Source organism: Rhodoferax sp. TH121 (genome assembly GCF_002251855.1).
Classification (GTDB): domain Bacteria; phylum Pseudomonadota; class Gammaproteobacteria; order Burkholderiales; family Burkholderiaceae_C; genus Allorhodoferax.
In genome coordinates this window covers 211,828-226,560 of sequence record NZ_NOXW01000020.1, presented here as the reverse complement: position 1 = coordinate 226,560, position 14,733 = coordinate 211,828, and the positions used below count along the sequence as shown (strand labels likewise).

Annotated in this window: 11 protein-coding genes; 7 read left to right on the top strand and 4 right to left on the bottom strand. The window is 63.6% G+C overall.

Annotated elements, in window-relative coordinates:
• The first annotated feature begins 30 nt into the window (after positions 1 to 30).
• The gene (locus CHU94_RS07085; RefSeq protein ID WP_094478203.1) at positions 31 to 924 is read left to right on the top strand and encodes a LysR family transcriptional regulator; all 894 of its coding nucleotides are present in this window, start codon (positions 31 to 33) and stop codon (positions 922 to 924) included.
• A 15-nt stretch (positions 925 to 939) separates the two neighbouring features.
• On the opposite strand, the gene acnA is transcribed toward CHU94_RS07085, so the two are convergent.
• The gene (gene acnA / locus CHU94_RS07080; protein WP_094478201.1) at positions 940 to 3,741 is read right to left on the bottom strand and encodes an aconitate hydratase AcnA; all 2,802 of its coding nucleotides are present in this window, start codon (positions 3,739 to 3,741) and stop codon (positions 940 to 942) included.
• Between the two features lie 489 nt (positions 3,742 to 4,230).
• Positions 4,231 to 5,559: an NAD(P)/FAD-dependent oxidoreductase gene (locus CHU94_RS07075; RefSeq protein ID WP_094478199.1), complete on the bottom strand. Its 1,329-nt coding sequence runs from the start codon at positions 5,557 to 5,559 to the stop codon at positions 4,231 to 4,233.
• 104 nt (positions 5,560 to 5,663) lie between these two features.
• On the opposite strand from CHU94_RS07075, the gene CHU94_RS07070 reads away from it, so the two are divergent.
• The 4 genes from CHU94_RS07070 to CHU94_RS07055 all read left to right on the top strand — a co-directional run bounded on the left by CHU94_RS07070 (position 5,664) and on the right by CHU94_RS07055 (position 11,216).
• On the top strand, positions 5,664 to 7,877 hold the full coding sequence (locus CHU94_RS07070; RefSeq protein ID WP_094478197.1) for a molybdopterin-dependent oxidoreductase: 2,214 nt from the start codon (positions 5,664 to 5,666) through the stop codon (positions 7,875 to 7,877).
• Positions 7,878 to 7,973: 96 nt separating this feature from the next.
• Positions 7,974 to 9,167, top strand: a complete 1,194-nt coding sequence (locus CHU94_RS07065) for a diguanylate cyclase (protein WP_094478195.1) — start codon at positions 7,974 to 7,976, stop codon at positions 9,165 to 9,167.
• A 141-nt stretch (positions 9,168 to 9,308) separates the two neighbouring features.
• Positions 9,309 to 10,499: a diguanylate cyclase gene (locus CHU94_RS07060; RefSeq protein ID WP_094478193.1), complete on the top strand. Its 1,191-nt coding sequence runs from the start codon at positions 9,309 to 9,311 to the stop codon at positions 10,497 to 10,499.
• Between the two features lie 12 nt (positions 10,500 to 10,511).
• Positions 10,512 to 11,216 (top strand): hypothetical protein, encoded by a 705-nt coding sequence (locus CHU94_RS07055; RefSeq protein WP_094478191.1) that lies wholly within the window; start codon positions 10,512 to 10,514, stop codon positions 11,214 to 11,216.
• 41 nt (positions 11,217 to 11,257) lie between these two features.
• On the opposite strand, the gene CHU94_RS07050 is transcribed toward CHU94_RS07055, so the two are convergent.
• The gene (locus CHU94_RS07050) at positions 11,258 to 11,665 is read right to left on the bottom strand and encodes a hypothetical protein (protein WP_094478189.1); all 408 of its coding nucleotides are present in this window, start codon (positions 11,663 to 11,665) and stop codon (positions 11,258 to 11,260) included.
• Positions 11,666 to 11,774: 109 nt separating this feature from the next.
• Between CHU94_RS07050 and CHU94_RS07045 the strand changes: the two genes are divergently transcribed.
• On the top strand, positions 11,775 to 12,599 hold the full coding sequence (locus CHU94_RS07045) for a helix-turn-helix domain-containing protein (RefSeq protein WP_094479282.1): 825 nt from the start codon (positions 11,775 to 11,777) through the stop codon (positions 12,597 to 12,599).
• 42 nt (positions 12,600 to 12,641) lie between these two features.
• On the opposite strand, the gene CHU94_RS07040 is transcribed toward CHU94_RS07045, so the two are convergent.
• Entirely contained in the window at positions 12,642 to 13,268 is a 627-nt protein-coding gene (locus CHU94_RS07040; protein WP_094478187.1) for a TetR family transcriptional regulator, read from the bottom strand.
• Positions 13,269 to 13,456: 188 nt separating this feature from the next.
• Between CHU94_RS07040 and CHU94_RS07035 the strand changes: the two genes are divergently transcribed.
• Complete coding sequence (locus tag CHU94_RS07035; RefSeq protein ID WP_094478185.1) at positions 13,457 to 14,719, top strand: efflux RND transporter periplasmic adaptor subunit; 1,263 nt, start codon at positions 13,457 to 13,459, stop codon at positions 14,717 to 14,719.
• Positions 14,720 to 14,733: the final 14 nt, after the last annotated feature.

Sequence of the window (14,733 nt, the reverse complement as noted above, 5' to 3'; positions counted from 1 at the left end):
CTGTGAAGTAAAACTAACAAAAGGAAACCCATGGACCAGCTCAAGCGCATGGCGGTGTTTGCCGAGGTGGTGGCTGCGGGCAGCCTGAGCGGCGCGGCGCGCCAGCTGGGCATGACGCCATCGGCCGTGAGCCAGCACTTGCGCCAACTGGAAGACGCGCTGGGCCTGGCGCTGCTGCACCGCTCCACCCGCAAGCTCACGCTGACCGAGGCGGGGGCGCGCTATGTGGAGGGCTGCACCGCCATGGTGGCCGCCGCCCGCGCTGCCAACCAGGCGCTGGAGCACCACCGCGACGAGCCCGAGGGCGAGCTGCGCATTGCCGCGCCCATCGGCTTTGGCAGCGTGCTGGCCACTGCGCTGGCACCGCTGCGCAACTTTCCCAAGCTGAGCTTGCACCTGCTGATGGACGATGCGCTGGTGGATGTGATTGCTGAGCGGGTGGACATTGCGGTGCGCGTGGCCAACCTGCAGGACTCCAGCCTGGTGGCGCGCAAGCTGGGCACGCTGCGGGCGCAGCTGTGTGCCTCACCCGCCTACCTGGCCGCGCGCGGCTGGCCCCAGCACCCGGCCGACCTGGCCCGGCACGACTGGCTGGGTGGCCGCCCGCACTCGGCCGCGCACGAGGTGCTGCAGCTGCACAGCAACGACGGGCAGGTGGCGCGGGTGGAGGTCACTTCACGCGCGTCGGCCACACAGGTCACCGCCTTGCATGCCTTGTGTGTGGCGGGCTGGGGCATCAGCATTGTGCTGAGCGACGACGACCGCCGCGCCCTGGCCGATGGCCGCCTGGTGCCGGTGCTGCCGGACTGGCGCCCGCCGGACTATGACGCCTATGCCATCACCGTGCGCCGTGGCGAGCAGCCTGCCAAGGTGCGCCATGCGCTGGACCTGCTGGTCCAGCACTTTGCGACCCTGACGGTGTAGCGGCGCCCTGCCCCTTCAGGCCAGCAACTGGCGCAGCACAAAGGGCAAGATGCCGCCAGCGCGGTAGTAGTCCACCTCGATCGGCGTGTCGATGCGCAGCAGCAGGGTGTGCTTGGTTTGCGAGCCATCGGCGCGCGTCACCACCAGCTGCGCATCGCTCTGGGGCGTCAGGTTGGCATCGGGAATGATGTCAATCGTTTCGTTGCCGGTCAGGCCCAGGCTGCTCCAGCTGGTGCCGGGCTTGAACTGCAGCGGCAGCACGCCCATGCCCACCAGGTTGCTGCGGTGGATGCGCTCAAAGCTTTGCGCCACCACGGCCTTGATGCCCAGCAGCTGCGTGCCCTTGGCCGCCCAGTCGCGGCTGGAGCCGGTGCCATATTCTTCACCGGCAAACACCACGGTGGGCGTGCCCTCTGCTTGATAGCGGGTGGCGGCATCGAAGATGGCGAGCTTTTCGCCACGGCCTAGCGTGCCCTGGTACAGCGTGACGCCGCCCTCCTCGCGCGCGCCGTCGGCCTTGGCAGGAATCATCAGGTTCTTGATGCGCACGTTGGCAAAGGTGCCGCGCACCATGACCTCGTGGTTGCCGCGGCGTGCGCCGTAGCTGTTGAAGTCGGCCTTCTGCACGCCGTTGGCAATGAGCCACTGGCCGGCGGGCGAGCTTTCCTTGATGCTGCCGGCGGGCGAGATGTGGTCGGTGGTGATGGAGTCGCCAAACAGGGCCATGATGCGGGCGCCCTGCACCGCCTCGGCAGAGGAAGTTTTAGAGCCTTTTTGGCCCTTAGCCCCCGTGGAATCTGCGCGAGCAGCTCCTGAATCCATAGCAAAGTTATCAAAGAACGGTGGCTGCGCGATGTAGGTGCTGGTCGGCCAGGTGTAGGCGGTGCCGCTCACGCCCTTCACCTTGTCCCACAGCTTGCCCGGCTCGGTCTTGACCTTGGCGTAGTTCGCACGGAAGGCCTTGCCCTTCATGGCGAATTTCATGAGCTTGTAGATCTCTTCGCTGCTGGGCCAGATGTCGCCCAGGTACACGTCCTTGCCACCCTTGCCCTGGCCCACGGGCTGGGTCATCAGGTCCTTGGTCACATTGCCGGCAATGGCGTAGGCCACCACCAGCGGCGGACTGGCCAGGAAGTTGGCCTTGAGGTTGGGGTGGATGCGCGCCTCAAAGTTGCGGTTGCCCGACAGCACGGCGGCGCAGACCAAATCGTTCTTGGTGATGACCTCGTTGAGCTCGGGCGTCAGGTCGCCCGCGTTGCCGATGCAGGTAGTGCAGCCGTAGCCCGCCAGCGCAAAGCCCAGCTTCTCCAGGTAGGGCAGCAACCCGGCCTCGGTCAGGTACTCGGTCACGATGCGCGAGCCGGGCGCCAGGCTGGTCTTGATGTGGGGCGCCACGGTCAGCCCCGCCTCCACCGCCTTCTTGGCCAGGAGACCCGCCGCCAGCAGCACGCTGGGGTTGCTGGTATTGGTGCAGCTGGTGATGGCGGCAATTAGCACGTCGCCGTTCTGCACCAGCAAGGGCAGCGGCTCCTTGCCGGGGTAGGTGGCATCAAGCACATCGGCGCCAGCCTGGAACAGGCGGTCCAGCTTCTCGGCAGGCTGGTTGAATCCGTTCTCGGCGGCCGGCTTGCTGAACAGGCTGCTGAAGGTGGAGGCCACCTTGCCCAGCTCAATGCGGTCCTGCGGGCGCTTGGGGCCGGCCAGGCTGGGCGTCACGTCGCCCAGGTCCAGTGTCACCACGCTGGTGTAGTCCAGCTCGCCCTTGGCCGGCACACCAAACAGGCCCTGCGCCTTGAAATAGGCCTCGAAGGCTTCAATCTCGGCCTTGGTGCGGCCAGTGCCCTCAAAGTAGTCGATAGTTTTCTCATCCACCGGGAAGAAGCCCATGGTGGCGCCGTACTCGGGCGCCATGTTGGCAATGGTGGCGCGGTCGGGCAACGCCAGCGTACGCGTACCTTCGCCAAAAAACTCCACAAACTTGCCCACCACCTTGTGCTTGCGCAAGATCTCGGTGACGGTGAGCACCAGGTCAGTCGCCGTCACGCCCTCACGCAGGCGGCCGGTCAGTTCAAAGCCCACCACATCGGGCGTGAGGAAGTAGACCGGCTGGCCCAGCATGGCGGCCTCGGCCTCGATGCCGCCGCAGCCCCAGGCCACCACGCCAATGCCGTTGATCATGGTGGTGTGGCTGTCGGTGCCGACCAGCGAGTCGGGGTAGTACAGGTCTTTGGAAGTCTTGTGCACACCGCGCGCCAGGTACTCCAAGTTCACCTGGTGCACGATGCCAAAGCCCGGGGGCACCACGCCAAAGGTGTCAAAGGCCTGCATGCCCCATTTCATGAACTCGTAGCGCTCGCGGTTGCGCTGGAACTCCAGGCGCATGTTCAGGTCCAGCGAGTTTTTCTTGCCGTAGTGGTCCACCATGACCGAGTGGTCTACCACCAGGTCCACCGGCACCAGCGGCTCAATCTTCTTGGGATTCTTGCCCAGGCGCTGGGCCGTGCTGCGCATGGCGGCCAGGTCGGCCAGCAGCGGCACGCCGGTGAAGTCCTGCAGCACCACGCGGCTCACCACAAAGGGGATTTCATCAGTGCGCTCGGCCTGGGGCTTCCAGTTGGCGAGCTGGGCTACGTGCTCTGCGGTGACCTTCTTGCCATCGCAATTGCGCAGCACGCTCTCCAGCACGATGCGCAGCGACACCGGCAGGCGGCTGACATTGGGGAACTGCTTGGCCAGCGCCGGCAGGGAATGGAACTGGCCGCTCTTGCCGGAGGCAGTCTTGAACTTCTTGAGGGTCGAGGCAAAGGCGTGGGGCATGGGACTCTCCTGTTGGGGTTGGGGCACTGTTGCGATTGTGGCGCGATGGCGTGACGGATGCACGAAGTGGGCCGGGTTAACCTGACCGCAGGGGGGTTGGGAAGGATTGCTTTTTTGAACACCCACTCCCCCAGCCCCTCGCCCCGTCGGCGAGGGGAGCTTTTCAACAGCCGATTTGGGGGCTTCGCGCCGGCCAGGGTGCTACCCAAGCAACGCTGCCACCAGATGGGCGCGCCACGGCCCGTGCCAGCGGTTGTGGAGAATGAAGACATCTAGGCGCGGAGCCACTGGCGGGCGCAGCCGCCAGCGTTGGCACACAGCTCTCTCCGAATTAACCACAACCGCAAGCGCGGGCCGTGGTGCGAAGTAACGGCGGCATCGTCACCCCAGTAGCCACGCAGCCGGCGCGAAGCAAAAAGATATGGCTGTTAAAAGCTCCCCTCGCCGACGGGGCGAGGGGCTGGGGGAGTGGGTGTTAAACAAAGAAAATTACGTCTCGTCCTTGCCCACCACAATCCGCGCATGCCGCTCAAAGGTCCAATACGACCACGCCCAGTCAATCATCACCACCAACCTGTTGCGAAAGCCGATCAGGAAGAAGACGTGGATGAACAGCCAAAACAACCAAGCCGGAAAACCCGTGAAGCGCAATTGCCCCAGCAACGGCACGCCCACATCCGCCACCGCAGCCTTGCGCCCGATGGTGGCCAAATCCCCGTAGTTGATGTAGCGGAAAGGTTGGCCCGCCTCGCCGCGCAGCCGGCGCAGGATGTTGGCCGCTGCGGTGCGGCCCATCTGCTTGGCACCCGGTGAGACACCGGGCACCGGCGTCGGTTCTTGCCCCGGCACATAGCTCTTGGCGGCGGCCAGGTCGCCCACCACACTGATCTCCGGGTGACCCGGCAGGCTCAGGTCGGGCAGCACCTGCACGCGGCCCGCGCGATCCAGCTCGGCACCCGTGGCGGCAGCCACGACCTTGCCTAGCGGCGATGCGGCTACACCCGCAGCCCAAACCACCGTGGCGGCGGCAATGCGCTGGGTCTGTCCACCCTCCTCCAGCGTCACGCCTTGCGCGTCGATCTGTGTCACGCGCGCACCGATGCGCACCTCAACGCCAATTTTTTCCAGCTGCTGCTTGGCACTCTCGCTCAGCGCCTGCGGGTAATTGCCCAGCACGCGCGCTCCGCCTTCAATAAGCAGCACACGCGCCTTTTGCGACTGGAAGCGGCGAAACTCCCCCTTGAGGGTGTGGCGCGCAATCTCCACCATGGTGCCTGCCATTTCCACGCCGGTCGGGCCAGCACCGATCACCACCGAAGTGAGCAAGGCATCACGTTGCTCCGCAGGCGCCTGCGGCGGAAGCCGCTCGGCGGCTTCGTAGGCCATGAGCAGGCGGTGGCGGATGACAAAAGCGTCTTCCAGCGTCTTGAGCCCGGGCGCATGGGCGGCCCAGTCATCATGGCCAAAGTAGCTGTGGGTGGCACCGGCTGCCACGATCAGATGGTCATAGGGCAGCACCTGCCCGTCGTTGAGAAACACACTGCGGGTCTGGGCATCCACCCCAGTCACCTCGGCCATCAGCACGGTCACATTGCGCTGCTTGCGGAAGATGCGGCGTATGGGCTCCGCAATCGCCGGGGCTGTGAGCCCGGCGGTGGCCACCTGGTAGAGCAAAGGTTGGAAAAGATGGTGGTTGTGCTTGTCCACCACGGTGATGTCGACATCGGCTTGGCGCAAGGCCTTGGTGGCCTCCAGTCCGCCGAAACCACAACCGATGATGACTACGCGCGCCCGCGCGGCAGGGGTCTGGATCGTCATGGGGCCATCCTAGCAGCGCACGGAAAACCCTGTCGCCTGTGTTATCGACAAGCCCTTGGCTCCGTGCGTAAATGCGCCCCAAACCAAGACCCGAGAGACACGCCATGACAGAGACCACCCACCACCGCATCTGCCCTTTGTGCGAAGCCTGCTGCGGGCTGGAAATCAAGGTGCAGGGCGACAAAGTCGTCAGCATCCGCGGCCATGAGGCCGATGTGCTGAGCCGGGGCTACATCTGCCCCAAGGCCGTGGCCCTCAAAGATTTGCACGAGGACCCGGACCGCTTGCGCACCCCGTTGATCAAGCGCAATGGCAAACACGAACCTGCGACCTGGGAAGAAGCCTTTGCCGAGATAGAGCAACGCCTCCCCCCGCTCATCGCCGCACATGGGCGCAATGCCACTGCCATCGCCGTGGGCAACCCGTCTGCCCACAAGATTGGCCTGCTCACCTACTTCGGCAAGCTGGCCCGCACACTGGGCAGCAAGAACGTGTTTTCTGCCTCCACGCTGGACCAAATGCCCAAACAACTGGCCAGCGGCCTGATGTTTGGCCACTGGCTCTCCACCGCGCTGCCCGACATTACCCGCACCGAGCTGCTGCTGGTCATCGGCGCCAATCCGCTGGCCAGCAACGGCAGCATGTGGACCGTGCCCGACTTCAAGGGCAAGGCCAAAGCGCTACAAGCACGGGGCGGCAAGCTCATCGTGATCGACCCGCGCCGCACCGAGACAGCGGCTATTGCCGACGCCCACCACTTCATCCGCCCCGGCGCCGACGTGTTCCTGCTGGCGGCCATGGTGCACACCCTGTTTGACGAAAACCTGGTAACACTGGGCCGTGTGGCCCCGTGGGTGAATGGCGTGGACGAAGTCAAAGCTGCCATCGCCCCCTTCACACCCGAGGCCGCGGCTGCGCGCTGCGGCATGGACGCAGACACCATACGCGCACTGGCGCGCCAGCTGGCCCGCACCCCACGTGCGGCCGTCTACGCCCGCATCGGCACCTGCACACAGGAATACGGCACGCTGGCCAGCTGGCTGGTGGACGTGCTCAACACGCTGACCGGCCACCTGGACATGGAGGGCGGCATGCTGTTTGCCAAGTCTGCCGCCTTTGCCAGCAATACCGTCGGCAAACCCGGCGTGGGCAAAGGCGTGAGCACGGGCCGCCACCATGCGCGCGTGAGCGGCGCGCCCGAGGTGTATGGCGAGCTGCCCATCACCTGCCTGGCGGAAGAAATCGAAACCCCGGGAGAGGGCCAGGTCCGCGCGCTGATTACCGTGGCCACCAACCCGGTGCTTTCCAGCCCCGACGGCCCGCGCCTCTCGGCCGCACTGGAGCGGCTGGACTTCATGGTGAGCCTGGATATTTACCTCAACGAAACCACGCGCCATGCGGATGTGATTCTTCCCGGCCTCTCACCGCTGGAAGATTTGCACTACGACGTGGCGTTCCCACAGCTGTCCTGGCGCAACCATGCGCGCTACAGCCCGCCCGTGCTGCCGCGCCCAGAAGGTCAGCCCGAGGAATGGCAGACCCTGCTCAAGCTCGTCGCCATCGTGCAAGGCCAGGGCGCCCAGCAGGACGCCAACCTCCTGGACGACGAACATTTTGCCGACGACGCCAACCGCCTGTTCGGCCCCCATGCCGCAGCGGTCATCGCCGCCACCTCCGGCTTGCGCGGCCCGCAACGGGGCTTGGACGTGGCACTGCGCAGCGGCCCGTATGGCGACCAGTTCGGCTTGAAGCCCGAAGGTTTGAACCTGCGCAAGGTGATGGAAGCCAGCCCCAGCGGCGGCATCGACCTGGGCGAACTGCAGCCCCGCATCCCCGAAATGCTGCGCACCCCCAGCGGCAAGGTAGAGCTGGCCCCGCCCCTGCTGCTACAAGATTTGCAGCGTGCTGCGCAGGATCTACGACGGCCAGCACCCGATTTGGTCATCATCGGCCGGCGCGACGTGCGCACCAACAACAGCTGGATGCACAACCTGCCGACGCTGGCCAAGGGACCCTTCCGCTGTACGGCGCTGGTGCATCCGGACGATGCGGCTCGCCACGGAGTGCTAGACGGCGGTATGGCCACGCTGCGCAACGGCCCCCGCAGCGTGCAGGTCCAAGTACACATCAGTGACCAGATGATGCCCGGCGTGGTCAGCCTGCCGCACGGCTGGGGCCACAACCTCCCCGGTGCCCAACTGCGCGTGGCCGCAGAGCGCCCGGGCGCCAACATCAACGCCCTGCTGGACGATCAACTGCGCGACCCCCTATCGGGCAATGCGGTACTGGGTGGCGTGGCCATCACGATGGAAGCCTGAACGGCCAGCCATCGGGGTGGCCGCACGTCGTCAGTGACGGAAACCCCCGCCATTTCTGCCCCAAACACCAGGCCCTGAAGTGACATACTCGGTGTCATGCTGCGGAAACTTCATCCCCGCTGGTTGGGAATCGGATTGTTGCTTGCAGGGCAGCTGGGCATTGCTGCAGCTGCCTTGGCATTGCTGGTTCGTGTCGGCAAGGCGTCGGTGCCCTTGGCAGGGGTGATGCTCCTGAGCCTCTTGCTGTTGAATGCCGGCTTGCTGCTGGCACTGCGGCGCTACCAGGCTCAAAAAGAAGCTTCGCGGCGCCTGCGCTTGCTGGCCGAAATGAATGTGCAGGTCAACCGCGAAATCCTCTTGAACGAGGACATTGAGCTGATTTACCGCACCATCCTCAATTACCTGTTCAGCGTGTTCGACCGGGCCAGTACTGGCTCGATATTGATTCTGGGAGCGGATGGCTACCTGACTTTTGCAGCCTCCAGAGGCTTCACCGAAGATTTTGTGAGCAAGTTTCACCTCAAACTGGAAGACAGTTTTCTGTACCAGGTCACTGGCGGCAACATCCAAGGTACACGCCTCATCACCAACGAGGATTTCCGGCGGATAGAAACAGTGTTCAAGCCAGGCGAATGGGAATACCGCTCCGTCATCAGTGCGCCACTGTTCATCGGAGAACGGCTATTTGGCGTCTTGAACCTGGACTCCCCGGTCGCTGGCACGTACGATGCCAACGATGTCTCCGTTGTGGAGCAGTTCCGCACCCAAATCGAGATTGGCCTGCTGGCGCGCGAGCGCTACACCTCCAACATCAAACGCTATCAGGTGGACGCGCTCACTGGGCTGTTCACGCGACGTTATTTTGAAGACCTGTTCAAAGTGATGCTGGACCGGGCCATGCGCCAGCAGGAGTCTTTTGTGCTGGCGCTGTTTGACGTTGACGACCTCAAGAGCACCAATGATTCACTGGGCCATCTGGCCGGTGACCAAATGCTGCTGGCGGTTGCCAATGCGCTGCGCGACTCCTGCCGCTACTCGGACATCATGGGACGCCTGGGCGGTGACGAGTTCATTGCCTGCTACCACCAGAGCGAGATCGCTGTCATGGACAAACACCTGGCCGGCATCCGAGGCCGGCTTCGCACCAAGCCTACTTGGCTGGGGGATCAAGAGCGCACCTTGTCATTCAGCTACGGGCTGGCCACCTTCCCGCTCGATGGCACCACCAAGGATGCGCTGGTGGCCGCTGCCGATCGGCGCCTCTACTTGATGAAATCCGGCAACCGATAGAAGCCAGTGCCATGAAAAAAAGTTGCTCGCAGCCGGGCAATGCGGTGTGGGGTGGCGTGGCGTGGCGTGGCGATCCCAAGCGCAGCGGGCTCGCGGCATTGCTGGATTTAAAGCCCACTTTCGCGTGACATACTTAGTTCCATGCAGTGGAAATCTCATCCTTTTGGGGCTAGCTTCGGGTTGATTGCGGTGGCGCAACTGAGCGCCATTGCGGCAGGCGTGATTTCGTTGATATGGTTTGGCTACGACTGGGCTCCTCTGCTCGGAGGGCTGGTGAGTGTGCTGTTTTTGAATGTCGGCCTGATGCTGCTCTACCGACGCCTCAAGGCGCAGAGAGAATCGTCACGCCGCCTGCGCTTGCTGGCCGAGATGAACGTGCAGGTGAACCGAGAGATTTTGCTCAACGAGGACATTGAGCTGATCTACCGCACGATCATGGACTACCTATTCCGCATCTTCAACAAAGCCAGTGGCGGGTCTGTGCAGGTCTTGGAGGCAAATGGTTACTTCACGATCGCAGCGTGCCGGGGATTTACTGAAGAGTTTGTGAACAACTTTCGCCTGCGACTCGAGGATAGTTTTCTATTCCAAGCCACCGGCGGCAACATCAAGGACACCCAGTTGTTCACGAGCAAAGACTTTCAACGCATCAAAACGGTTTTCCAGCCAGGAGAATGGGAATTCAAGTCGGTCATCAACGCGCCAATATTTGTCGGGGACCGCCTGTTTGGCGCTTTGAGTCTGGACTCTGCAGTTGCCGACACCTACAACATGGAAGATGTCCAGATCGTGGATCAATTCCGCACGCAAATTGAAATTGCGTTGCTGGCCCGGGAGCGCTACACCGCCAACATCCAGCGCTACCAAGTGGATGCCCTTACCGGCCTGTTCACGCGGCGTTACTTCGAAGACCTGTTGAAGGTATCGCTGGACCGGGCACTGCGCCAGCAGGAATCGTTTGTGCTGGCTCTGTTTGACGTGGACAAGCTGAAAGAAACCAATGACAGCCTGGGCCACCTGGCGGGTGACCAGGTGCTGCTGGCGATTGCCAATGCACTGCGTGCCTCCTGCCGTTATTCGGACATCATGGGCCGCCTCGGAGGTGACGAGTTTGTCGCCTGCTACTTCCAGAGCGACCTGCCAGTGATGGAAAAAAACATTGCAGCCATCCGTGCCAAATTGCTCACCAAACCCACCCGTGTGGGCGATGCAGAATTCCGCGTGTCTTTCAGCTACGGGCTGGCCACCTTCCCGCAGGACGGCAGCACTCAGGACGCCCTGATCGCGGCGGCTGACCAACGCCTGTACGCCATGAAATCCGACAAGCCCTGAAGCCACCACACCATGAAAAAATCTCTGCTCGCCCTTGCTGCCCTGCTCGTGCTGCTGATTGCCGCTGGCGCCTTCTGGTTGCACGGCAATCTGGATGGGCTGGTGCAGGCGGCCATTGGCAAGTACGGCAGCGCCATGACCGGTGCCTCCGTCCGGGTGAGCGCGGTCAAGCTCAAGGCCACCGACGGGCAGGGCATGCTCAAAGGCTTGGTCGTGGGCAACCCTGCTGGCTTCAAGACGCCGTATGCCGTCAAGGCCGACACCATTGAGCTGGCTGTGGACGTGGCTTCGCTGACCAAGGACGTGGTGCTGGTGAAAAGAATTGCCGTAATCGCGCCTGAGGTGACCTACGAAAAGGGTGACGCCATGACCAACTTTGACGCCATCCAGAAGAACATTGCGCAGTATCTGGGCCCGTCGACCAGCAGTGGGCCGGGCAAAAAGCTGATCGTGCAGGAGTTTGTCATTCGCGGCGCCAAGGCACAGGTCAGCGCCAGCTTTCTCAACGGGCAAACGGTGACCGTCGCCCTGCCCGACATTGCCCTGCGCGATCTGGGCAAGGCCAAGGGCGGCCTCACACCTGGCGAGCTGGGCCTGGAAATCACCAACGCGGTAGAGAAACGCCTGCTTAGCGCGGTGAACATGGGCGCCCTGGCGAAATCCGTCGGCGGGGCACTGGACAAGGCCGGCACAGCGATCAAGGACTTTTTCAAGTAAAAAATGCTCTTGAAGACTGAGAATACTGCGCTAACAGCTACTTAATTGGTAGCAAGCTGGCTGCGTGAGGCCTGCCACTGCAGCGCTGCCAGTACCGCAACCAGCGCGGCCTGGGCCAGCACATAGGCCACGCCCAGCGATGTCAGCCCCAGGCCACCGGCCAGCACCAGCGCCACGCTGGCCAGTACCCACACCGCATTGCCCGTGGCCAGCAGCCGCAGGCCGCGCAGCGACAGCACCGGCTGGGCCAACAGCCAGCCAATCAGGGCCACAAACGCCAGCACCAGCCAGGCCGAGCCCTGCACCAGCGCCGCAGGCAGCCCCAGCGTGGCGGCGACCCACGCCGGAGCGCCCAAGGACACGAGGGCCGAACCCGCGCCGGTGATGGCGTCCAGCCACAGCACACGGCGGATACCGATGGAGGAATTGAAAGCAGCAACAGCAGACATCAGAAACTCCTGAGGGTTGAAAGAGCCTGCATGGTGCGGCGCCCTGCGCGGCAAAGCCATTACCTCGCAGGTCATGCCGGTGCAATGGCGACGGCGCTACCATGCCGCCATGCCTACCCCTCTCACCGCCCCCACCAGCTTTGGCCAGCGCCTGCGGCACTGGCGCCAGCACCGCCGCCTGAGCCAACAAGAGCTCTCGCACCAGGCTGACATCTCCACCCGGCACATGAGTTTTCTGGAAACCGACCGCTCCGTGCCCAGCCGCGAAATGGTGCTGCGCCTGGCCGAACGGCTGGAAGTGCCGCTGCGCGAACGCAACCAGCTGCTCACCAGCGCGGGCTACGCCGCCATGTACCGCGAACGCCCGTTGGACCACCCCGACATGGCCGAGGCGCGTGCGGCCGTGGAGCTGATCCTGCGCTGCCACGAGCCCTACCCCGCACTGGCCATGGACCGTCACTGGAACATGGTGGCCGCCAATCGCATGGTGCCGGTGTTTCTGGCAGGTGTGGCGCCAGCGCTGCTGCAACCACCTGTGAACGTGCTGCGCCTAAGCCTGCACCCGCAGGGCCTGGCGCCGCAGATTGCCAACCTGGGCCAGTGGAAACACCATCTGTTTGAGCGTCTGCGCCAGCAGATCCACAGCACGGGCGATGCGGCGCTGCAGACGCTATTGGAAGAATTGCAAAGTTATGGCGCCAGCCACGGCCCGGACCGGGTGCACCTGCAGGGCGAAACACGGGGCGTGGTCATGCCCTTTCAGCTGGACACGGCCCATGGCCAGCTGAACTTCATCAGCACGGTGACGATTTTTGGCTCACCCATCGATATCACGTTGCAAGAGCTGGCACTGGAAACCTTTTTGCCTGCCGATGCGGCCACCGCTGCCGTGCTGCAGCAGTTTTATGGCCAAATAGACCGCCATACCCCGTAGATACTGCGCAAATAGCTACCAAATAGATAGCAAAATCTTGCATCAAACCGCGCTTGGCACCTGCAAGCCGGCCAGGTAGGCATCCAGCGTGGCCATGCCAACCTGCTCCAGGTCGAAGGCCTGCGGGTCCAGCAGCCAGTTGTACTTGAGCCCGCCAATCAAGGCAAACAGGCCCAGCGTGGCATGGCGAACGTCCATTTCACGGCGAACATGGCCTTTGTCACGGGCCAGCTGCAACAGGCGGTGCATGTCGTCAATGCAGTCGTTGCGCCCGGCAATGTGGCGCTCGCGCATGCTCAGCAACTCGTCTACGTATTCCACCTTCTGGGTGGCAATCTCGAACACCCGGCGCACCTGGGGATCTTGGGCAATTTGGTGCAAGGCCGAGGCCGTGTTGCGCCGAATCTTGTCCAAAGGACGCTCCTCGTCGTCCGGGGTGATCTCGGTCATGCGCGCCATCATGGGCAGCGTGACGCGCTCCATCATGGCGTGGAAGAGCTCACCCTTGTTCTCAAAATGCCAGTAAATGGCACCACGGGTGAGGCCGGCGTCCTTGGCAATTTCTTGCAGGGAGGTGCGTGACACCCCGCGCTGGTGGAACACACGTTCCGCGGCGTCGAGGATCAATTCACGGGTGGCGAGGGCGTCTTCTTTGGTTTTGCGGGCCATGGTTTGACCTCATAGAGCTGTGTGGGAATTGTAGGTTTTTATAAACATACATTCTTGCATGTATGTATACTACCTGCCATTGCCGCGGTAGGGTTGCGTTTTTATTGAGGGTTTGCCCTAGATCAAACCGCCGGCAAGCCCTTCCCCCAATTGCCTCCCCAACCACCTTTGTCACAAGGGAAATCTGTATGTCGCTGTTCCGTCAGACCCAGGGCCGTGCGCCCCTTACCTCTACCGGCCGCGTGGCCCTGCTGGCCATTCCCTTGGCCGTTGCCCTGGTCGCTTGTGGTGCCAAAGACGGCGCCCCTGCGGCCGGCGGACCTGGCGGCGGCATGCCCCCAGCCGAAGTCGGCGTGGTCACCGTGGCCTCCCAGTCCGTGGCCCTGCAGTCCGAGCTGCCCGGCCGCGTGAGCGCCGTGCGGGTGGCGCAGGTGCGCGCGCGGGTCAACGGCGTAGTTCTGCAACGCCTGTTCCGTGAAGGCAGCGAAGTGAAGGCCGGCCAGGTGCTCTACCAGATCGACGCCGCCCCCTACCGCGCCAGCCTGGAAAGCGCCGAAGCCAGCGTGGCCAAGGCCCAGGCCAATGTGGCCCAGACCACCGCCCAGGCCGAGCGCTACAAGCCGCTGATGGAAGCCAACGCTGTCAGCAAGCAGGAATACACCACCCTGGTGACCGCCCAGCGCCAGGCCGAAGCCGACCTGGCCACGGCCAAGGCGGCCGTGCAAACCGCCCGCATCAACCTGAATTACGCCAACATCACCGCCCCCATCTCGGGCCGCATTGGCCAGTCGCTGGTGACCGAAGGTGCCTTGGTCAGCGCCACCGAAGCCACCCAGATGGCCGTGATCCAGCAAACGGCCACCGTCTACGTGAACTTCACCCAGAGCAGCACCGATGTACTGCGCCTGCGCAAGGCCATTGCCTCCAAGCAGTTGCGTGCGGCCGGTGATGGATCGGTGCCCGTGCGCGTGGTGCTGGAAGACGGCACCGAACTGGCCAAACCCGGCAAGCTGTTGTTCAGCGACCTGACGGTGGACACTACCAGCGGCCAGATCACCTTGCGCGCCGAGGTGCCCAACGCCGACGGTCTGCTGTTGCCCGGCCAGTACGTGCGTGTGCGCCTGTCGCAGGCGGAACTGCCTTCCGGCATCTTGCTGCCCCAGCAAGCCGTGACCCGCACCAACCAAGGTGACACCGTGCTGGTCGTGGGAGCGGACGGCAAACCCGGCCCCCGCCCGGTGAAGGTGGGCAACGCGCAAAACAACCAATGGGTGATTCTGGATGGCCTGAAAGAAGGCGACCAGGTCATCGTGGATGGCTTCCAGAAAATGATGGTTCCCGGCGCCCCGGTGAAAGCCGTGCCCTGGACGGGCGCTGCGCCAGCCGCTGCCGGTGCGCCTGCAGCCCCTGCATCCGCCCCTGCCGCAGCCGCATCGGCCGCGGGCAAATAAGTACACACGAGGCA

Coding starts and splice junctions, on each gene's coding strand:
- CHU94_RS07070 (WP_094478197.1), top strand. CDS start 5,664: ATGACAGAGACCACCCACCACCGCATCTGCCCTTTGTGCGAAGCCTGC.
- CHU94_RS07035 (WP_094478185.1), top strand. CDS start 13,457: ATGTCGCTGTTCCGTCAGACCCAGGGCCGTGCGCCCCTTACCTCTACC.
- CHU94_RS07085 (WP_094478203.1), top strand. CDS start 31: ATGGACCAGCTCAAGCGCATGGCGGTGTTTGCCGAGGTGGTGGCTGCG.
- CHU94_RS07055 (WP_094478191.1), top strand. CDS start 10,512: ATGAAAAAATCTCTGCTCGCCCTTGCTGCCCTGCTCGTGCTGCTGATT.
- CHU94_RS07045 (WP_094479282.1), top strand. CDS start 11,775: ATGCCTACCCCTCTCACCGCCCCCACCAGCTTTGGCCAGCGCCTGCGG.
- CHU94_RS07040 (WP_094478187.1), bottom strand. CDS start 13,268: ATGGCCCGCAAAACCAAAGAAGACGCCCTCGCCACCCGTGAATTGATC.
- CHU94_RS07050 (WP_094478189.1), bottom strand. CDS start 11,665: ATGTCTGCTGTTGCTGCTTTCAATTCCTCCATCGGTATCCGCCGTGTG.
- CHU94_RS07065 (WP_094478195.1), top strand. CDS start 7,974: ATGCTGCGGAAACTTCATCCCCGCTGGTTGGGAATCGGATTGTTGCTT.
- CHU94_RS07060 (WP_094478193.1), top strand. CDS start 9,309: ATGCAGTGGAAATCTCATCCTTTTGGGGCTAGCTTCGGGTTGATTGCG.
- CHU94_RS07075 (WP_094478199.1), bottom strand. CDS start 5,559: ATGACGATCCAGACCCCTGCCGCGCGGGCGCGCGTAGTCATCATCGGT.
- acnA (WP_094478201.1), bottom strand. CDS start 3,741: ATGCCCCACGCCTTTGCCTCGACCCTCAAGAAGTTCAAGACTGCCTCC.